The following is a 20,021-nucleotide window of genomic DNA, read 5'->3' on the forward strand; positions in this document are numbered from 1 at the left end:
ATGAGCGCGGCGCGGTCGCGGTCGGCGACATCGAGCGCTGCGCTGCGGCTGTAGGCGGGATTCGGCACGCGCTCGATAGTAGGGGCGTTCCCACTCGATGGCAACCATATTCGCAATCGACCCACGAGTAACTTCGCCGCAGGTCAGCTGACATGCGGCGGCCGTCACACCGGCCTACTCGACGGTACGAGCAAACACCGTGGGGCCCGCACACATCCGAGACGTGAACATGCCCAGCTCAGGGCAATTCCGACAAGGCGTACAGCCGGTGACGGGCGCGGAAATCACCGGATGCCGATCGCCGCGAAAACGCGGAATGCCCGCACCGAACTTCGGTGCGGGCATTCCGCGTGTCGCGCGATTCACGCCGCGTGTCGAGTTGCCTAGTGCGCAGCCGAATCCCAGCTGCGGCCCACGCCCACCGACACCTCCAGCGGCACCGAGAGTTCGATGGCGTTGGACATGTGCTCGCGGGCAAGCGATTCCAGCTGCTCGCGCTCACCGGCCGCGACCTCGAAGACGAGTTCGTCGTGGATCTGCAGCAGCATGCGGGACTTCAGACCGGCATCGCGGATCGCCTGCTGGGTGTCGATCATGGCGACCTTGATGATGTCGGCGGCCGTGCCCTGGATGGGGGCGTTGAGGGCCATGCGCTCGGCGGCCTCGCGACGCTGCCGGTTGCTGGAGTCGAGATCGGGCAGGTAGCGGCGGCGGCCGAAGAGGGTTTCGGTGTAGCCGACCTTGCGGGCCTGTTCGACCGCCGTCTGCAGGTAGTCGCGAATCGCGCCGAAACGGTTGAAGTAGACCTCCATCTGGACCTTGGCCTCGTCGGCGCTGATCTTCAGCTGCTGGGACAGCCCGTAGGCCGAGAGCCCGTAGGCCAGGCCGTAGGACATGGCCTTGATGCGGCGGCGCAGTTCCGGGTCCACCTCGGAGATCGGGATGTCGAAGGCCTTGGAGGCGACGAAGTTGTGCAGGTCCTCGCCGGAGTTGAAGGCCTCGATGAGGCCCTCGTCCTTGGACAGGTGGGCCATGATCCGCATTTCGATCTGGCTGTAGTCGGCGGTCATGAGCGACTCGTAGCCGGGGCCGACGACGAAGGTGTCGCGGATGCGGCGGCCCATGTCGGTGCGGATCGGAATGTTCTGCAGGTTGGGCTCGGTCGAGGACAGGCGCCCGGTGGCGGCGACCGTCTGGTTGAAGGTGGTGTGGATGCGGCCGTCGTCGGCGACCGACTTGAGCAGGCCGTCGACGGTCACCTTCAGGCGGGTGGCGTCGCGGTGCTCGAGCAGGTGCTGCAGGAACGGGTGCTGGGTCTTCTCGTAGAGGCTCTCGAGCGCGTCGGCGTCGGTGGTGTAGCCGGTCTTGGTGCGCTTGGTCTTCGGCATGTCGAGCTCGTCGAACAGCACCACCTGCAGCTGCTTGGGCGAGCCCAGGTTGATCTGCTTGCCGATCACCTCGTAGGCGGCGTTGGCGGCCTCGGCGACGCGGTCGGCGAATTCGCGCTGCAGCTCCTCGAGCTGGGCGGAGTCGACGGCGATACCGGCGGCCTCCAGATCGGCCAGCACGCTCAGCAGCGGGAGTTCCATATCGCCGAGCAGGGCGGTGGATTCGATGCGCTCGAGCTCGGCGTCGAAGGCGTCGGCGAGGTCGGAAACCGCACGGGCGCGCAGCATCTGGGCGTTGGCGACCTCGGCGTCGACCTGCTCCTCGTCGTCGAGCAGCGACAGCTGGGCCTCGCCGCCGTTGTCGACGCGCAGCTCGCGGCTCAGGTAGCGCAGCGAGAGGTCCTCGAGGTTGAAGGTGCGCTGGCCGGGCAGGATCAAGTAGGCGGCCAGGGCGGTGTCGGTGGTGAGCCCGCCCAGCGTCCACCCGCGGCCGCGCAGCGCGTGCATGGCGGTCTTGGCCTCGTGCAACGCCTTCGGCGTCTGCGGGTCGGCGAGCCAGGCTCCGAGGGCCTTCTCGTCCTCGGGGGTCAGGGTGTGCACGTCGATGTACGCGCCTTCGCCGTCGGCGGCGGCCAGCGCGATGGCCTGGGTGTCACCGTGTACCGGCGAGCCATTGCCGACGACGGAAACACCGTGCCGCGCACCGGCTTTCGCATGCTCGGCCAGCCAGTCCGAAACGGTGCCCGCGGCCAGGGCGCTACCGCTGATCTCGAAGCCCGCCTCGGCCTCCGGCTCGACGGGCGCGAGGGTGTCGAAGAGCCGGTCGCGCAGCACGCGGAACTCGAGCTCGTCGAACAGGCGGTGGATCTTCTCCCGATCCCACGGCTGCATGGCCAGCTGTTCGGGCGTGTACGGCAGCGGCACGTCCTTCACCATCTCGGTGAGCTGCCGGTTGAGCACCACGCTGGACAGGTTGGCGCGCAACGCGTCTCCGACCTTGCCCTTGACCTTGTCCACCTGGTCGACCAGCGTGGCCAGGTCGCCGTACTCGCGCACCCACTTGGCCGCGGTCTTCTCCCCCACGCCCGGAATGCCGGGCAGGTTGTCGCTCGGGTCGCCGCGCAGGGCCGCGAAGTCCGGGTACTGCTGCGGGGTGAGGCCGTACTTCTCCTCCACCGCCTCGGGCGTGAACCGGGTCAGCTCGGAGACGCCCTTCTTCGGGTAGAGCACGGTCACGTTCTCGTTGACCAGCTGCAGCGAGTCCCGGTCGCCGGTCACGATCAGCACTTTGAAGCCCTCGGGCACGGCCTGCGTGGTGAGCGTGGCGATCAGATCGTCCGCTTCGTAGCCCTCGATGGCCATCACCGGAATCCCCAGCGCCCCCAGCACTTCCTGGGTGGTCTCCACCTGCCCCTTGAACTCGTCCGGCGTCGTCGACCGATTCGCCTTGTACTCCGGATAAGCCTCGGTGCGGAACGTCTTGCGGCTCACATCGAACGCGGCGGCCACATGCGTCGGCTTCTCGTCCCGCAGCAGGTTGATCAGCATCGCCGTGAACCCGTACACCGCGTTCGTGGTCTGCCCACTGTGCGTCTTGAAGTTCTCCGCGGGCAGCGCGAAGAACGCGCGATAGGCCAGCGAATGCCCATCCAACAGCAGCAGGGTCGGCTGCTCACCGGAAGCAACAACGGGCACGGCACCAGGACGCTGATCAGTGGAGGCAGGGGTCACTCGACAGAGTCTAGGTATCCCCTCCGACATCCGTGGGCAGCGGGCGTACTCGGCCCGTCACCGCAGGTCGGCACCGAGCATCGCCGCAGGTCGGCAAAACCGATTTCATCCCGGGCGGGGTTGCTGGTAGCGTGATCACCCGTCAAAGGGGTGTAGCTCAATTGGCAGAGCAGCCGTCTCCAAAGCGGCAGGTTGCAGGTTCGATTCCTGTCGCCCCTGCTGGAATATTCAGGCCGGTCACCAAAGGTGACCGGCCTGAATGCTTTTCGGGGGGGGCGGGTCAGCCCACGCCCAGGTAGGCGGACTTGACGGCCGGGTCGTGCAGGAGAGCACGGCCGCCGCCCGTTTTGGTGACCTCGCCGGTTTCCAGGATGTAGGCGCGGTCGCTGCGGGTCAGGGCCTGCTGGGCGTTCTGCTCGACCAGCAGGACCGTGGTGCCCTGGGCGTTGATGTCGGCGATGATCCGGAAGATCTGCTGGATCACCATGGGGGCCAAGCCCATTGACGGCTCGTCCAGGAGGAGGAGCTGCGGGCGGGCCATCAGGGCGCGGCCGATGGCCAGCATCTGCTGTTCGCCGCCGGAGAGAGTGCCGCCGACCTGGCGACGGCGTTCCAGCAGGCGCGGGAACAGCTCGTAGACCCAGTCCAAGGTCTTGTTGTACTCCGCCTTGGCCTTGAACGGGCGTGCGTGGCAACCCATGTCGAGGTTTTCCTGGACCGTCATGCCGGGGAACACACCACGACCCTCAGGGGCCTGAATGAGGCCCGCCACGACGCGTTCATGGGCCTTCATGCGGGTGATGTCGCGACCCTGGAACATGATGCGGCCGCGGGTCAGCGGCAGCAGGCCGGACAGGGCGCGCATGGTGGTGGTCTTGCCCGCGCCGTTGGCGCCGAGCAGGGTCACCAGCTCGCCTTGGCCGACCTTCAGCGAGACGCCGTGCAGGGCTTGGATTCTGCCGTAGTTGACGACCATGTCCTCGACCGTCAGCAGCGACTCCTCGCCCGGTGCGGCCTCCGCCTCCAGTCCCGGGACCTGCTTGGCCAGATCCGGGGCCGGTTGCGCGCCAACGCTTTCCGCCTCGGCCGCATCGCGGGCGGTCTCGGCGTCGGCTTCGTCGGGCACGCCCAGGTAGGCGTTGATGACCGCGGGGTCCTGGCGGATCTGCTCGGGCAACCCGTCGGCGATCTTGCGGCCGAACTCCAGCACCACGATGCGGTCGGTCACGCCCATGACCAGTCGCATGTCGTGCTCGATGAGCAGCACCGTGTAGCCGTCGTCGCGGATCTTGCGGATCAGATCCATGAGCGCGGACTTCTCGCTCGGATTGAACCCGGCGGCCGGCTCGTCCAGGCACAGCAGTTTCGGTTCGGTCGCCAAGGCGCGGGCGATCTCCAGGCGGCGCTGATCACCGTAGGAGAGGTTGCGCGCCTTCTCGACCGCGTGCGGTGCGATGCCGACGAATTCCAGCAGCGCCATGGCTCTTTCGAGCGATTCCTTCTCCTCGCCGCGGTGCCGCGGCGTACGGAACACCGCGCCCGGCACCGAGGTCTTGTGCCGGGCGTCCGCGCCCACGACCACGTTCTCGAGCGCGGTCATCTCGGAGAAAAGCCGGATGTTCTGGAAGGTGCGGGCGATACCGAGCCGGGTGATCTCGTTGCGCTTGGTCTTCGTCAGCGGCTTGCCGTCGAAGTAGACCGTCCCGCCCGAGGGCCGGTACACGCCGGAGATGGCGTTGAAGCAGGTGGTCTTGCCCGCGCCGTTGGGCCCGATGAGCCCGAGGATCTCGCCGCGGCGGATCTCGAAGCTCACATTGTCGAGCGCGGTGAGGCCGCCGAACTTCACGGTCAGCCCGTCGGTGCGCAGCAGCGGCGCGCCGATCGGGGTCTCGATTTCGCGGTGCGGCGCGGCGATCTCCGCGACCGCCTCCGAATCACCCAGCACCGGAAGGACTTCGGTGACATCGAGCATGCCCACGCTGGGCTCGGCCTCGGGCTGTGCGTACCCGGCCGCCATGTCCTCGTTGTCGAAGAGCGCGTCGCCCGGCCCCGTCACTGTCCCGCTCCCGTCGTCTGCGCGGCCGCCGCCGGCCGTCGCACCGCTCGATACACCTGCCGCCCGTAGGCCAGCAATTTCTGCCGCGCCGGGAACAGACCCTGCGGGCGGAAGATCATCAACACCACCAGGGTGAGGCCGAAGAACAGATACTTGTAGTCACCCAGCGACTGGCCGCCCACGTTCACCGACATGAGCCGGTTGGGCAGGTACACGATCAGGAACGCGCCGACGATCACGCCGAGCTTGTTGCCCTGGCCGCCCAGCACCACCGCGCACAGGAACAGCATCGAGTTGATGACGTTGAATCCGGTCGGGTTGATGAACTGCACCTGGCCCGCGTACAGCGCGCCGGACAGGCCGCCGATGCCCGCGCCGATCATGAACGCCCACAGCTTGAACTTGAAGGTGGGCACACCCATGATCTCGGCGGCGTCCTCGTCCTCGCGAATGGCGACCCAGGCGCGGCCCACGCGGCTGCGCTCGAGATTGCCGACGAACAGCAGCACGATGACCACCAGCACGATGCCAAGCCAGTACCACCAGGTTCCGGAGTTGGCCCGGTCCAACAGGTTCCAGCTGTGCTGGTCCCCGAGATTGCCGGAGGAGAAGTAGCCGCCCGGGTGCTTGTCGGACTCGCCCAGGTGCGGGTACTGGATCCGGGACAGACCGAGGCTGCCGTTGGTGATGTCGGGCAGATTGTCCGCCAGCAGCCGCACGATCTCACCGAAGCCGAGGGTCACGATGGCCAGGTAGTCACCGCGCAGGCGCAGGGTGGGGGTGCCCAGGATGAGCCCGGAGATCGAGGTCGCGAGGATCGCGATCGGCACACAGAGCAGCCACGCCCATTTCGTGCCGAGCCAGCCGCCGGTCTGATTCCACGGGCTGTTGGGACTGGTGAGCAGGCCGACCGTGTACGCGCCGACCGCATAGAAGCCGACGTAGCCCAGGTCCAGCAGACCCGCCTGCCCGACAACGACATTCAGGCCGATGGCGATGAGGGCGTACATGGCGAACTGCGCCATCACCCCGCCGAAACTGGTACCGGGGGTGTCGAGCAGCGGCAGCTTGAACAGCGGCAGGATGGCCAGCACCAGCACCGCCGGCACGCCGAACCCCCACTGCGCGGGCCGCGAGAGCCCCGCCCACCAGGTGCGGATGGCGTCGCCGACGCCGTGCGGTGCGTCCGCGGGCGGATTCGACGGCGCGGGAGCCGTTTTCGCGTTGGTCATGCCCGCGCCCTCCCCAGGCTCTCGCCCAGAATGCCGGTCGGACGGATCATCAGCACCGCCACCAGCACCACGAAGGCAACCACGTCACGCCACTGCGTGCCGAACAGGATCTGCCCGTAGTCCTCGGCCAGGCCCAGCAGCAGCCCGCCCAGCAGTGCGCCGCGCAGGTTGCCGATACCACCGAGCACCGCGGCGCTGAAAGCCTTGATGCCCAGGATGAATCCGCCGTTGTAGATGATCCCGTTGGGGATCTTCAGCGTGTAGAGCAGCGCGGCCGCACCGGCGAGCACACCGCCGATGAGGAAGGTCAGCATGATGACCCGTTCCCGGGATACGCCCATCAGGGTCGCGGTGTCGGGATCCTGGGCCACCGCGCGAATACTGCGGCCGAATTTCGTTCTGTTGATGAGCAATTCGGTGGTGAGCGCCAGCGCGATCGCCGCGCCCACGATCACCAGGGAGACGTTGTTGACCGGAGTGCCGAAGATCGAGAACTGATCGGTGGGATTCACCAGCCTGATCGGCTGCTGCGCGTTCAGGCCGCCGAGCTTGTTGCCGGTGAGCTTCGGCAGCACGTAGTGGACGAATTCCTGCAGCACGAACGACATTCCGATCGCGGTGATCAGGAAGATCAGCGGTTTCGCGCCGCGTTTGCGCAGCGGGCGGTACGCGACACGTTCCAGAGTCACCGCGGCGACGCCGGACACCAGCATGCCGAAGATCATGGCGAGGCCCAGGTAGATGACGGTCAGCACGACCCCTTGGGAGTACACGTCACCGCTGGCCGCGAATCCGAAGACCATCAGACCGACCAGCTGACCGAACATGCCCAGCATGAATACTTCCGAATGGGCGAAATTGATCAGTCGCAACACACCGTAGACCAGGGTGTATCCGACCGCGACCAGGGCGTAGATCGAACCGTAGGTCAAACCTTCGACGGTGAGCCGCCAGAATTGGTCGACCACACCGGAGACATTGAATTCGATGGAACTGCTCGCCAACAGCGTCACATCGGCCAGAGCGGGTACAGACATTCGTTATTTTCGCCGTCCTAGGAAAACAGCGTGTGCCGAAACCACACCTCGGCACACGCTGTTCCGAATATCAATTGCGCTACTTGACCTGGTACATCCAGATCAGCGCGTTCGCCAATTCACCGGTGGGACCCCACTTGTACTCACGCGCCAGACCCTGGCCGTCGTAGTTCTTCACGAAATCGACCAGTTCGGGACGGGTGGTCTTACCGGCCTCGATGCCCTTGAGCACGATGGTGGTCAGGTCGTAACCCTCGGTCGAGTAGGTGCCCGGGTCGTAGTTGTTGAACGCCTTGTAGGCGGCGGCGAACTTGTCCGAGGCCGGACCACACGGGCACGACAGCAGCGCGCCCTTCGAGGCGTTGCCCGCCTGCTTGACGAACTCGACGTCCTTGGTGCCGTCGTCGGAGATGAACGTCGCGGTCACGCCGCCACTGCGCAGCTGGCTCACCAGCGGGGACGCTTCGGCGTAATAGCCCGCGTAGAAGATCCCGTCCGGCTTGGCCGCGGCCATCTTCGACACCGTCGCGGAGAAGTCCTTGTCCTTCGTCTTGACGTTGGCCGCGCAGCTCGGGTCGGCGATCGAGCCCAGGCCCTCGGTCACGGTCTTGGCCAGACCGGTGCCGTAGTCGGAGTCGTCGGCGATGACGCAGATCTTCTTGTACTTGCCGGTGCCCTTGAGGTATCCGGCGACGGCCGGACCCTGCACACCGTCGTTGCCCAGACCGCGGAAGAAGTTGGTCCAGCCGTTGGTGGTCAGGGTGACGTTGGTGGCCGACGGCGTCAGCGACAGCAGGTTGGCCTGGTTCAGAATCGCGCCGGTCGCCTTGGTCTCGCCCGAGAAGGTCGGGCCGATCAGGGCCACGATCGACGGGTCGGAGACGATGGTCGGAATGACCTGGGTGGCCTTCTGCGGGTCGCCCTCGGTGTCGAATTCCTTGACCGTCACCTGGCAGCCGGGGTTGGCCTTGTTGTGCTGGTCGAGCGCCAGCTTCACACCACGGACGATATTGAGTCCGAGGTTGGCGTTGTCACCGGTCAGCGGGCCCGCCATCCCGATGGTCTGCGGGGCGCACTTGCCCTTGCCGTCACCGGCCGGGTCCGCGGCCGCGGTGGCGTCCTTGACCGGGACTTCCTTGCCCTGCGCATCAACCTGTACGAGTGGCTGAATCGTCAGATTCGAGCCGCCTCCGCCACCACCGTTGTCCGTCGATTTGCTGCTACAGCCCGCCGTACCCAGAGCGAGTACGGCCGCCGCGCCGATGATCATCGCGCGTGCCGCCCGGCTGCGTCGCAGCGATGACGTGCGCGTCATTGAACCAAGCACGATTCACCTCATGTTCTGTGCTCCCCGGGGGTGACCGGAGAGGGCCGCCCCATCGATCGGCCCGACCAGAACATAGCCCCGCCACGTTAGCTCCGCATCACATTCGAATCATCTATGTGACATCGCAACAAGAGAAAATGCCCTGTTGTTACCACACTGTAAATTTTTACAGTTGATTTCTGGCAACAACAGGGCTAAAGCGTGGCAAACGCGCTTACTTCGGCGCGAGATTCTCCAGCACCACTTCCGCGACCGCCTTCATGGTGGTGCGACGGTCCATGGCCGTGCGCTGAATCCACTTGAAGGCCTGCGGCTCCGATAGTCCCTGCGTCTGCATGAGCACACCCTTGGCGCGCTCCACCAGCTTGCGGGTCTCGAGGCGGTCGGTCAGGTTCGCGACCTCGCTCTCGAGGGCGGCTATCTCATGGAATCGCGATGCGGCCAATTCGATGGCCGGCACCAGATCCGACTTGGTGAACGGCTTGACCAAGTACGCCATCGCACCCGCGTCGCGCGCCCGCTCCACCAGGTCACGCTGGCTGAACGCGGTCAGAATGACCACCGGCGCAACGCGTTTCGACGCGATCTCGGCCGCCGCGTCGATGCCGTCCCGGCGCGGCATCTTCACGTCCATGATCACCAGATCCGGCCGCAGCTCCACGGCGAGATCCACGGCCTGCTGACCGTCTCCCGCCTCACCCACCACCTGATAGCCCTCTTCCGAGAGCATCTCCACCAGGTCCATCCGGATGAGCGCCTCGTCCTCGGCAACCACCACCCGCTTGGGGGCGGACGCATCCTTCTTACCGCCCCCTGCTGTCGTTCCCATAGATGAACCCCTGTCGCTTCCGAATACCGTCACCCGATGCCACCTCGCCTCGCGCCACCCTCACGGGCCCGGCACGCACCGAGTACCCCAAAGAGTACCGTCGCCCCGCCCCCACAACCCACGTACCCAGGGCAAACTGACCAGTATCACAACCGTGTTCTCCCCACGACCCCTCGATTAGTAGGTTCGCCCAAACACCCGCTATCATTTCCACCCGGTGCGCCGGGTTGGCGGAACTGGCAGACGCGACGGTCTCAAAAACCGTTGTCCGGAAGGACGTGTGGGTTCGAGTCCCACACTCGGCACCAAGGCGGAGGGCCGTTTCGGTGATTACCGAGACGGCCCTTTTCTCATGCGGTCCGCAATCGGTCCGCAGCAGCCTGCGCGCCCGCACCCGCCCCCGCCGCCACGGTGTCCAGATCATCCGGGAACAGGTGCCCGTACAGGTCCAGCGTCAACATGGCCGTCTTGCGACCCCAGCATCCGTTGCACGACTTTGATATTCGGCCCGGCGCTGATCGCCAGAGACGCCGCGGTGTGCCGAAGCCCGTGCGTTACAACTCCTTTCAGGCCGACTTCCAGGAAGGTGGAGGTGACTGAGCAGGGTCGGATCGCGCAGGAAGGCAGCGGACGAGTCGTCAGCGGAAACTAGTCCTCATCCGGCGGAAGTACGCGCTCGGCATAAGCCTTCTCCATCGCATTGAGCCACTTACTGCTGTCCGAGGTGGGATCCTCGGCAAACAGCCCATCCAGAGCTCTCTTTGACTGGGCCTCACTGGCCGGTGTCCCCCCACCCTCGGGCGTTGATTCGGTCATAACGGCACTCCCCGTTCATCAACAGGCGGCAATCGGACAATCCCGCATAGAACCGTATCGCTGAACGATCACCCATGCCAGATACCCGTTCGGCCATGGAGATCAGTACCCCCAGGAACAAAGAAGAGGCAGATCCACAGTCGGCCCGCAGAAGGACCGGCGACCCCAGCCGAGGCGGCCAATCGCCAAACCCGCCGGCCAGCCAATGACACCGATCCTCACCAATGACGGCCGATCCAGGAAAACGCCGAGAAGCACCAGCTCAAAAGCCGTAGTCCGGAAGGACGTGTTGGGTTCGAGTCCCGCACCCGGCACCAGAGGAAGGGCCGTCCTGGAGATCACCAGGACGGACCTTCCTCGTTTGTTGTACGACCTCGGCCTTCAGGCTGATGCCGATCCGCCGGGATGCGGCGGGGTGTCGAACGGCCTTGGGTGCAATATCTTTCGTTCGTTGCGTCAGAGAATCAGAGCTGGGTGGTCAGGTCGTCGGGGTAGTCGAGGTCGGCGGCGAGCAGGCGGTGGGAGCGGATCTGGCATACCGGGTCGGGGGCCGGGCGGAGGGCGGCGTCGACTGGTTCTGCGGTTCCCGGGTTGTGCAGGGCTAGTTGGGCGGGCATCGGTAAGGCGGTGAACGGGTCATCGGTGGTGATCTTTGTCGGCAGGGCGTGCACTGCGGTGCAGAAGGTGTCCCATGCGGCGGTGGCGGGGTTGCCGGTGAGTTCGGCGTAAAGCTGTGCCAGGGTGCCGGTGTCGCCGAGTGTCACCATGGCGCGCGCGGCTTCGTTGAGGCTGTGGCCCAGGCTCAGCAGCCAGGAGAGGAAGGCCATGCCGCAGCCGGTGCTGATCGGGTTGCGGTCGGTCGGATCGGTGATGTTCACGAAATCCGGGGCGCCCGCGGCCTGCCAGATCGGCGCGGTCGCGAAGTCGCCCAACGCATTATCGCTGACTACGGCGGCGCACCAGCGGGAGAGCGCCTCACCGGTACTGACCTCGCAGAGTCTGCCACCCATCGAGCATTCGCTGAGTTCGGCCTCGAAGAGCGCCGACACTCGTGCGGGCGCGCCGAACGCGGCGCAGACCTCGATGGAACCGCCGTTGACGAAGTCGCATGCCATATGGTCGGCGCCCCCGGTGCCGTCGGTCCGGCCGCCGAGGGCGAACACGATCACGTTCACCGCCCCGCTCACGATGCCGAAGATACGATCGTTGGCCGCGACCACACGGTCCGCGTCGGTGAGGAGGTCGCAGGCGTTCTGCAGACCGGGCCGACCCAACTGGGGATCGAAGTACACCGAAACCTTGCCGTTCGCGCTCGTCCCGACATGAACCGCACGGCCGTATTGCGGCCACACCGGCGCATCGACCGGAGCCGACATCATCGACATCGCTGTCCCCCACCTTCTCGCCGATTCCGGCGAATCATGTTGTGGCGTGGCTCGGTCGGATAACACGATGAATCCCCCACAGCCCCACCCGATACCTTGCGAGGCTATCAGCGCGGCTTTCGCCTTGTAACGCAATTATTTTCGCCGCCGAGCGCCAACCGGCCACTGCCACCTGCGCGGTCCTCGTGGCCGAACTTCCAGACCCGAGTCCAGATACGAACCGCCGACCAGCACAGTCGGTGGGCACGAAGCACATCGCATGGTGTGTGAAAGCAGCTGTCTCTACGGCGCTGATCTATCTGGAGTACCACGACCGCTCGTCAACCTTCAGTTGACGGGTTAGGGTGGCAGGATGCGCGTCTTGTTTGCCAGCCTTGCGACTGTTGGGCATGCGTTTCCGTTGATTCCGGTTGCGGTTGCGGCGCAGCGGGCGGGGTGTGAGGTGCACTTTGCGGCGGGGGAAGCGGTGCACGGGGTGTTGGGGGCGCATGGGGTGCGGGCGTTTCGGCCTGCGGATTGTTTTTCCGAGATCTATGCGGAGGACATCGAGGAGGGTTTGAGGCGGGTGCGGCCGGATCTGGTGGTGCACGAGTGGGGGGTGCCGGGGGTGGCGGTTGCGGCGCATCGGCATGGGATACCCGGGGTGTGGCATGGGTTCGGGCGGTACTTTCCCGATGGGATCGGGTTGGAGCTTCCTACTCGGATTCCGGGGTTGCCGGGGTTGCCGCACATCGATATTTGTCCGCCGTCGTTGCAGGACAAGGCTTTTCTGGAGGCGGAGCGTATCGCGTTGCGGCCGATGCCGTACTCCGAGCCGGGTGGGCGGCAGTCGGCCGCGGACATACCCGAATGTGTTTCCCTGATCTACCTCACGCTGGGCAGCGTGTTCGCCACCCCCGAGCTGCTCACCACCGCCATCAACGGGTTGGCACACCTCGACGCGCATATCGTCGTCGCGACGGGGCGGCTCGATCCGCGGGAGCTGGGCCCGCTGCCCGGCAATGTCAGTGTCCGCGCGTGGGTTCCGCAGGGTGAGGTGATACGCCGGGCGGAGTTGGTTGTTCATCACGGCGGAAGCGGGACCATGCTGGACGCGTTGAATTTCGGGGTTCCGCAGTTGGTTCTGCCGCAAGGGGCCGATCAGTTCGCCAACACGATCGCGCTCGAAGCCGTCGGAGCCGGGATCGGGCTCATGTCGGGCGATGTCGAGGCGGGCACGATCGCCGATTGTGCGGCGCGGTTGCTGCCGCACACGAGGAATCCGTATCGCGACGCGTCCGAAGCCATCGCCGCGGAGATCGCGCGAATGCCCGGGCCCGATGAGGTTGTCAGCCGGTTGCGGGAAGTCGCCGGGCGGTAGGGAACCCGGTCCGCGATCGCCGGAGCGGCAGGGCGGTCGCGCAGACCGGGGCGAAATGGGCGCACGCGGCTCGGGCGAATTCCGTTCGGGTGACACCCAATTGGCGGAGGGCCGGGGCGTGGTCGAGGAGGACCACGAGGAGGGCGCCGCAGAGGATGGTCCACCAGACGGCGCGGATGAGGGGGCGGAGCGGGTAGGGGGTGGTGGTGCAGGCCGTCCGGAGGCGGTGGGTGTGGAAGGGGATGTGGCGTTGTTCGTCGGCGAGGATGAGGGCGGCGGTGCGAGTGGTGAGGGGGTCCGGGGTGCCGTCGCGGAGGGCTCGGTAGTAGGGGACGGCGATTACCTCGGCTACCGAGAGGACCATGAGTTCCAGGCGGAGGCCGAGGGCGCGGCGGAGGTGGACGAAGATCGCGTCGGTCCAGTGGCGGGAGATGGTTGGGTGGCCTGCCGCGGCGAGGAGGTGGCGGAGTAGGCGGGCATGGTTCTGTTCCTCGGCGATGAAGAGGCGGACGGCGGCGGCATAGGTGGGATCGCCTGCGGCATCGGCTTTCGACATGAGGTTGGCGCCGTCGCCGGATTCGCCTACCTGGAAGCGTTGGATGCTTCGAACCAGGGCGGGCGGGAGGGTGGCGCCCAGGGACCAGTCGGGGTCGCCGGTGCGGGTGCGGGCGGTGGCCTTGGCCTCGAATTCGGCTGTCCAGCGGGCGAAGGTCTGCGGGTCGGGCATGAAGGCTTCCGATCTGGGGGCGGGCCGGGTTCGGAAATCGACTCTAGGAATCGGGTGTGCGCATCGGGCGGGCGCGATGTGGAGATTGTGCGCGGACCGGGCCACCCGAAGATTTGGCTTATAGACGTTTCGCATTCCGCTGCGGTGGCGGACCTCGTCGCGCATAGTGGCCGCATGCGAATCCCGATGACCGCGTTGAGGAGAGCCGTCCCCGGATTGGGCGTGGCGATGGTGGTCGCGGCGATGACCGCGGGATGCGGATCGGAATCCACGGGGACCGCGGCGCCGGCGGGGACGACACCGGATCGGGCGACGACGACAGGAGCCGCCACGACTCCCCCGGCGAAATCGGCGAAATCACAGTCGGGATTGCCCTCGGCGGCGGACGGGACGAACGTCGACGCCTGCGCCAATGCCAACTGCGAGATTCAGGTGGACGGGCCGACCACCATTTCCACGCCCGGATTCACCAGGATCGGTGGGACGGTCAAGATTCAGGACATCTCCCCCCTGTCCGTCACCGCCGCGGGATCGATGTTCGGATTTCCCATCTCCGGCTCGACCGGAGTCGGCGGGACGATCTTTCTGAACGGGCTCACGATCAAGGTGATTGCCGTCCAGGGCAGCTCGGCGGTGCTGCGGTTGAGCACCTAGCGGGCCTACGCTGGAGGGCGAGGCCGAGGTGTGGGGCCTTCGAACCGGATTCGGGGGTGGGACGTAGGTCTGCACGAGGCAATAGTGCGTGCGGAGGTCGATGGATGCGGGTGCAGCGAGTTACGGCGGATCTGACGGAGTATCCGGATCTGGTCGTCATCCTGCTCGGGATGCGGGTGCGCACTCCGCGGGGAATTCTGCGGCTGATCGGGGTGGGTCCCAAGTTGTACAAGTCGCATCGGGATCGGCCGGACGGGCTTTTGTCGCACGAGGATGTGGTGTGGTCGCTGTGGCCGCCGCATTGGGGGGCGCGGCAGTATTGGCGGGATTTGGAGAGCCTGGAGCGGTGGACGCGGTCCGAGCCGCACCGGCAGTGGTGGCAGCAGTTTCTGAAGGATTCCGGCGGTACGGGATTCTGGCACGAAGCCTATTTCGCCAGGGGCGGAATAGATTCCGTGTACGACGATATGTCCGCGCCCACGGGTCTGGCCCGGTTCGCGCGGACCGTCCCAGCTAGAGGGCGGTTGTTCTCGACGCGGGGGCGGGTGCGCGACGCGGTGTCGGGGCAGGAGCCGCGCGGTCTCGAAATCGCGCCCGCGGTAACGGAATCCGCGCTCTACGACAAGAAGACGACCGATACCCCGACCTATTCGCCTATTGATTTACCGGAGTAGGACAGGCATGCTCACATGCCAGGGGGATTGACTCGGCACCGGCCCGACACTTCGGTAAACGGGAACCAACAGTAGATGAGCGACATTCGGCCGCGCGATGAACATCGCGGTTGAAACGTGTGATTCGGTCACGGAACTGTTTCGAAGCGACAACGGCGGGCATAAGTTATCCGCATGCATGTGCTGTTCGTGTGCAGCGGAAATGTTTGCCGATCCGTCATTGCCGAGCGTCTCACCCTGGCAGTGGCCGCTGACCACGGACTGCAGGAGCTGTCGGCCGAGAGCGCCGGCGTCCGTGCGCTGGTCGGATTCCCGGTGGAACCCCTTGCCGCACAGACGATCGTGGGCCTGGGCGGCAATGCCGACAACTTCAAGGCCCGCCGCCTCAAGGCGGAGATGGTGCACCGGGCCGACCTGGTGCTGACCATGACCGACAAGATCCGCGACCAGGTGCGCGATCTCGTCCCCGAGGCGCTGCCCCGCGCCTTCACTCTGCTCGAGGCGTACCGCATCGCGAAGGTGAGCGGCGCGCGCAGCGTCGTCGGATTGCACGCCGCCCGCGATGATCTCGCCATCGTCGGCCGCGAGAACATCGCCGACCCGGTCGGGCTGTCCCCGCAACAGTATTGCGATGTCGGCGACCGCATCGCCGAGGCGCTGGTCCCGCTGCTGCTGGCGCTGCACGCGCATCAGCATCCGCAGGCCACCCTGCACCCGCGCAGCCCCGTCACCGGCCAGCAGCCGCTGCTGGTGATAGACGGCGGACGGGGCGAATCGGGCCGACGGAGCGAAGCTCCCAATCGGGTCGAATACCCCCAGCGGGCAGTCGAACCGACCCGCCACGCGGTGGAATCGGCCGGATAGCAGGCGATCCCACCGGACGGCGACACCCCGCACGGGCCGGGCCGATTCCCGCGTGTCAATAACCCTTGCTGCCGGGTTGGTCCGGTAAGGGATTACACTCGCGCGCGGAACATTTACCAGTTCCGCCGAACGCCACTGCCGGTGGTTCGACACAAGAACAGGACCAAGGACATGCCGAAGCGCATTTCGGATGTTTCGCTCCATGTTTACGTGACACCTCAGACCCTGAATCGCGTCACCGAGACGGTGTGCCGCGTGGTCGATGAATATGTCGCCGATCGAGATATCTTCGCGTGGCGCTTCACCCTTCCGGTGGAGTGCGACGACCCCACCCACACGGTGCTCGAAACCCAGTGGCGGCTGGACCATCCCGCCGCCGAACCGGGCGACCGCCGCACCTACGAGATCGCGCTGAGTCTCGTGGGCGAGGCCCGTCAACTAACCAAGGCGGGCATCGCCAAGCTCGAGCAGCGCCTGGTGCTGGAACTGTCCGCCGACGAACCGATCCCCTACATCGTCCACGCCCTCCAGCGGGAAAACTTCGAACTCGAAGAGAACCGGGAACTGATCTAGCCCAACTCTCGGGACTCTCAGGGGCTTCGCCCCCGAACCCCCTCGGGATTTCGGGGCTCCGCCCCGGACCTCCTCTGAACTTCGAGACCCCGCGAGATTTCGACGCTCCGCGAGATCTCGGCGCTCCACAAGGTTCGGCACTTCGCGAGATTGCGGGCTTCGCGAGAGCCGCGCGCGGCACGCGGGCGAGAGCGCATGGAAACAAACTCGGGCCGTACCCGCGAGGGGGTACGGCCCGAGAGGAGTGTCGTCTCAGCGGCGCGCCGGGAAGTGGCGGATCACGCCCTCCTGCACCGTGGTCGCGAGGAGCTCACCGGTGCGGGAGTAGAAGTGGCCGCGGGCCAGACCGCGGGAGCCCGCCGCCACCGGCGACTCGGTGGCGTACAGCGCCCAGTCGTCGAAGCGGAAGGGGCGGTGGAACCAGATCGAGTGGTTCACCGTGGCCGCGATGATGCGGTCCCACCCCCAGGACAGGCCGTGGGTGGTGACGATGGAGTCCAGCACCGTGGTGTCGGACGAATACGCCAGCATCGCAACGTGAATCAGCGGATCGTCGGGCAGTGCGCCGTCGGCGCGCATCCACACCCGGTTGTAGTCGAGGCTCTCGCCCTTGCCCTTGAGGATCCAGGCCGGGTCGTTGGTGTAGCGCATCTCGATGGGATGCGGTGCGTTGATGAACATCTGGAGCTTGTCCTCCATGCCCACGAACGACTCTTCCACGCGTGGAAGGTCTTCCGGGCCGGGGACGTCGGGCAGGGGCGCGCCGTGCTCGAGCCCCTTGCCCCAGTCCTGGAAGGCGGCGAGCATGACGAACAGCTCCTGCCCGTCCTGGTACGCCGTCACCGTGCGGTTGGCGATGGAACGCCCGTCCCGATGCCGATCGACGTGATATTCGATCGGCTGCTTGGGATCTCCGCCGCGCACGAAGTGCGCGTTGATCGCGTGGATCGGGCGTTCCGGGCCCACCGTGCGGCCCGCGGCGATGATCGCCTGGGCCACCAGCTGGCCGCCGAACGTGCGGCTCCAGACCTTCTCCGGATGGTGTCCGAGGAAGATGTCGGGACCGTTCTCTTCGAGATCGAGCAGCCGGAGCAGCTCACGGAGATCTTCGGATAGACCGGGCCCGTCCGGGTCCGCGACGACGTCCGAAGACGTCTCGTCCAGCGACGCACTCAAACTAGTGGTCCTCCTCGCCGATGCGATGCACGTGGATCAGGTTGGTGGACCCGACAGTACCCGGCGGCGAGCCGGCCACGATGACCACCAGGTCACCCTTCTTGTACCGGCCGATCGAGAGCAACGCGTTGTCCACCTGGTGGATCATCTCGTCGGTCGTGCCCACCGGAGGAACGATGAACGTTTCCACGCCCCACGTCAAGGCGAGCTGGCTGCGGATCGCGGACTGCGGCGTGAACGCCAGCAGCGGCAGCGGGGTGTGCAGGCGGGCCAGGCGGCGCACCGTGTCACCGGACTGCGTGAAGGCAACCAGCGCTTTGGCATTCAGGCGCTCGCCGATGTCGCGGGCGGCGTAGGAGATGACACCGCGCTTGGTCCGCGGCACGTGGGTCAGCGGCGGAACACGAGTGGAGGACTCGGATTCCACGGCGTGCACGATGCGGGCCATGGTGCGCACGGCCTCGATCGGGTAGTCGCCGACCGAGGTCTCGCCCGAGAGCATGACCGCGTCCGCGCCGTCGAGCACCGCGTTGGCCACGTCGGAGGCCTCGGCGCGGGTCGGGCGGGAGTTGGTGATCATGGACTCCAGCATCTGGGTCGCCACGATGACCGGCTTGGCATTCTCGCGCGCCATCTGCACGGCCCGCTTCTGCACCAGCGGCACCTGCTCGAGCGGCAGCTCGACGCCGAGGTCGCCGCGGGCGACCATGATGGCGTCGAAGGCCAGCACGATGGCCTCCAGATTGTCGATGGCTTCGGGCTTTTCGAGCTTGCCGATGACCGGCACCCGGCGGCCCACGCGATCCATGATGTCGTGCACCAGCTCCACATCGGAGGGCGAGCGCACGAAGGACAGCGCGATGAAGTCCACGCCCAGCTTCAGGGCGAATTCCAGGTCGTCGATGTCCTTTTCGGACAGCGCGGGCACGGACACGTCCATGCCGGGCAGCGAGACGCCCTTGTTGTTGGAGACGGGGCCGCCCTCGGTCACGCGGCAGACCACGTCGTTGTCCTCGACGCGCAGCACGGTCAGCCCGACCTTGCCGTCGTCCACGAGCAGCCGGTCGCCGGGCTTGGCGTCCTTGGCGAGGTGTTTGTAGGTGGTGGAAACCCGGTCGTGAGTCCCTACGATGTCGTCGACGGTGATTCGGACTTCCTCGCCGGTGTTCCAGACGGTCTTGCCGTCACCCTCGAACCGGCCGAGCCGGATCTTCGGGCCCTGCAGGTCGGCGAGGATGCCGACGGCGCGGCCGGCGGCATCGCTGGCCGCACGCACCTTCTTATAGTTTTCCGCATGGTCCGAGTGCTCGCCGTGGCTGAAGTTCAGGCGCGCAACGTCCATGCCACTTTCGACGAGCTCACGAATTCGGTCCTCGGACGAGACAGCTGGTCCGAGGGTGCACACAATCTTCGTTCGTCGCATCACGCGTTCAACCCTAGACCTGTGACAACCCTCATGCCGACCCCGGCACACACATATACGGTTCTCGTAAGCAGCCGTTCAGCTAATGCCTGGTCAACGCGCGACATGCCTGGCCAAGCGGGTCTCCAAGCGAGTTTGACCGAATCCTAGGACCAGGCATATTACCCAGTAGTAAATTGCGGCAACCCCATAGAGCGCGAAGAAGTCGAAAGTCGGCGCGGCGGCCATTTGCGCGGTGCGCAGCAACTCGGTCACCAGGATGGTGGACGCGAGCGACGTGTCCTTCACCAACGAGATGAGGGTGTTGGACAGCGGCGGCACCGCGATGCGCGACGCCTGCGGCAGGATCACCAGCCGCAGAGCCTGCGCGTAGCTCATGCCGACCGAGTAGGACGCCTCCCACTGGCCCTGCGCGACCGAGAGGATCGCGGCCCGGATGATCTCCGCGGCATAGCCGCCCACGTTCAGGCTGAACGCGATGACGGCCGCCGGGAACGGCTGCAGCACGATATTGAACGCCGGCAGGCCGAAGAAGATGATGAACAGCTGCACCAGCAGCGGCGTGCCGCGAATGATCGAGATGTAGAAGCGCGCGGCCGCCGACAGCGGCCACACGCTCGACATCCGGGCCAGCGCCACGAACAGCGCGATGGCCAGGCCGATGACGAAGCTGATGGCCGTCAACGGCAGCGTCTTGTCGACGGTGGCCTGCAGCATGGGCCACAGGTTGTGCTTGATCAGCGCCCAGGTGGCGTCATCCATGTCGAAT

General features: G+C 66.1%; 16 protein-coding genes, 2 tRNA genes and 1 pseudogene. 7 read left to right on the plus strand and 12 right to left on the minus strand.

Features of this window, described 5'->3' with window-relative positions:
- Positions 1-383: 383 nt before the first annotated feature.
- Positions 384-3,149, minus strand: a complete 2,766-nt coding sequence (gene polA / locus GPX89_RS39140; protein WP_157392795.1) for a DNA polymerase I — start codon at positions 3,147-3,149, stop codon at positions 384-386.
- Positions 3,150-3,265: 116 nt separating this feature from the next.
- Here polA and GPX89_RS39145 point away from each other — a divergent pair.
- A tRNA-Trp gene (locus tag GPX89_RS39145) sits at positions 3,266-3,338 on the plus strand.
- Positions 3,339-3,399: 61 nt separating this feature from the next.
- On the opposite strand, the gene GPX89_RS45130 is transcribed toward GPX89_RS39145, so the two are convergent.
- The 6 genes and pseudogenes from GPX89_RS45130 to GPX89_RS39170 form a co-directional block, all read right to left on the minus strand.
- Positions 3,400-4,095 (minus strand): ABC transporter ATP-binding protein, encoded by a 696-nt coding sequence (locus tag GPX89_RS45130; RefSeq protein WP_235949137.1) that lies wholly within the window; start codon positions 4,093-4,095, stop codon positions 3,400-3,402.
- Between the two features lie 138 nt (positions 4,096-4,233).
- Positions 4,234-5,091 (minus strand): annotated as a pseudogene (locus GPX89_RS45135) (ABC transporter ATP-binding protein); the annotation flags it as partial.
- Between the two features lie 80 nt (positions 5,092-5,171).
- The gene (locus GPX89_RS39155) at positions 5,172-6,407 is read right to left on the minus strand and encodes a branched-chain amino acid ABC transporter permease (RefSeq protein WP_157392796.1); all 1,236 of its coding nucleotides are present in this window, start codon (positions 6,405-6,407) and stop codon (positions 5,172-5,174) included.
- Entirely contained in the window at positions 6,404-7,444 is a 1,041-nt protein-coding gene (locus GPX89_RS39160) for a branched-chain amino acid ABC transporter permease (RefSeq protein WP_157392797.1), read from the minus strand. The genes GPX89_RS39155 and GPX89_RS39160 overlap by 4 nt, the downstream gene beginning before the upstream one ends.
- Positions 7,445-7,523: 79 nt before the next feature.
- On the minus strand, positions 7,524-8,759 hold the full coding sequence (locus GPX89_RS39165; protein ID WP_407939548.1) for a branched-chain amino acid ABC transporter substrate-binding protein: 1,236 nt from the start codon (positions 8,757-8,759) through the stop codon (positions 7,524-7,526).
- 226 nt (positions 8,760-8,985) lie between these two features.
- Positions 8,986-9,600: an ANTAR domain-containing response regulator gene (locus GPX89_RS39170; protein ID WP_157392798.1), complete on the minus strand. Its 615-nt coding sequence runs from the start codon at positions 9,598-9,600 to the stop codon at positions 8,986-8,988.
- A 221-nt stretch (positions 9,601-9,821) separates the two neighbouring features.
- Between GPX89_RS39170 and GPX89_RS39175 the strand changes: the two genes are divergently transcribed.
- A tRNA-Leu gene (locus GPX89_RS39175) sits at positions 9,822-9,908 on the plus strand.
- A 972-nt stretch (positions 9,909-10,880) separates the two neighbouring features.
- Here the strand turns inward: GPX89_RS39175 and GPX89_RS39185 are convergent.
- The gene (locus tag GPX89_RS39185) at positions 10,881-11,801 is read right to left on the minus strand and encodes a hypothetical protein (protein ID WP_157392799.1); all 921 of its coding nucleotides are present in this window, start codon (positions 11,799-11,801) and stop codon (positions 10,881-10,883) included.
- Positions 11,802-12,153: 352 nt separating this feature from the next.
- Between GPX89_RS39185 and GPX89_RS39190 the strand changes: the two genes are divergently transcribed.
- Positions 12,154-13,161 carry a glycosyltransferase gene (locus GPX89_RS39190; protein WP_157392800.1) on the plus strand — a complete coding sequence of 336 codons (1,008 nt, stop codon included), beginning with the start codon at positions 12,154-12,156 and terminating at the stop codon, positions 13,159-13,161.
- On the opposite strand, the gene GPX89_RS39195 is transcribed toward GPX89_RS39190, so the two are convergent.
- On the minus strand, positions 13,130-13,888 hold the full coding sequence (locus GPX89_RS39195) for a ferritin-like domain-containing protein (protein WP_157392801.1): 759 nt from the start codon (positions 13,886-13,888) through the stop codon (positions 13,130-13,132). The genes GPX89_RS39190 and GPX89_RS39195 overlap by 32 nt on opposite strands.
- Before the next feature lie 174 nt (positions 13,889-14,062).
- Between GPX89_RS39195 and GPX89_RS39200 the strand changes: the two genes are divergently transcribed.
- The 4 genes from GPX89_RS39200 to GPX89_RS39215 all read left to right on the plus strand — a co-directional run bounded on the left by GPX89_RS39200 (position 14,063) and on the right by GPX89_RS39215 (position 16,653).
- Positions 14,063-14,542: a hypothetical protein gene (locus GPX89_RS39200; RefSeq protein WP_157392802.1), complete on the plus strand. Its 480-nt coding sequence runs from the start codon at positions 14,063-14,065 to the stop codon at positions 14,540-14,542.
- Between the two features lie 104 nt (positions 14,543-14,646).
- Positions 14,647-15,216 carry a phenylacetaldoxime dehydratase family protein gene (locus GPX89_RS39205; RefSeq protein ID WP_157392803.1) on the plus strand — a complete coding sequence of 190 codons (570 nt, stop codon included), beginning with the start codon at positions 14,647-14,649 and terminating at the stop codon, positions 15,214-15,216.
- A 174-nt stretch (positions 15,217-15,390) separates the two neighbouring features.
- Complete coding sequence (locus GPX89_RS39210) at positions 15,391-16,080, plus strand: arsenate reductase/protein-tyrosine-phosphatase family protein (RefSeq protein ID WP_157392804.1); 690 nt, start codon at positions 15,391-15,393, stop codon at positions 16,078-16,080.
- A gap of 210 nt (positions 16,081-16,290) precedes the next feature.
- A complete protein-coding gene (locus tag GPX89_RS39215) occupies positions 16,291-16,653 on the plus strand; it encodes a hypothetical protein (protein ID WP_328602823.1) in 363 nt (120 codons plus the stop codon).
- Between the two features lie 252 nt (positions 16,654-16,905).
- On the opposite strand, the gene GPX89_RS39220 is transcribed toward GPX89_RS39215, so the two are convergent.
- From GPX89_RS39220 to GPX89_RS39230, 3 genes are all read right to left on the minus strand, one after another.
- Entirely contained in the window at positions 16,906-17,817 is a 912-nt protein-coding gene (locus tag GPX89_RS39220) for an acyl-CoA thioesterase (RefSeq protein WP_157392898.1), read from the minus strand.
- Positions 17,818-17,830: 13 nt separating this feature from the next.
- Positions 17,831-19,255 (minus strand): pyruvate kinase, encoded by a 1,425-nt coding sequence (gene pyk / locus GPX89_RS39225; protein WP_328602824.1) that lies wholly within the window; start codon positions 19,253-19,255, stop codon positions 17,831-17,833.
- 90 nt (positions 19,256-19,345) lie between these two features.
- The gene (locus tag GPX89_RS39230) at positions 19,346-20,014 is read right to left on the minus strand and encodes an amino acid ABC transporter permease (protein ID WP_157392806.1); all 669 of its coding nucleotides are present in this window, start codon (positions 20,012-20,014) and stop codon (positions 19,346-19,348) included.
- Positions 20,015-20,021: the final 7 nt, after the last annotated feature.

The organism is Nocardia terrae, assembly GCF_009760405.1.
GTDB classification, from domain to species: domain Bacteria; phylum Actinomycetota; class Actinomycetes; order Mycobacteriales; family Mycobacteriaceae; genus Nocardia; species Nocardia terrae.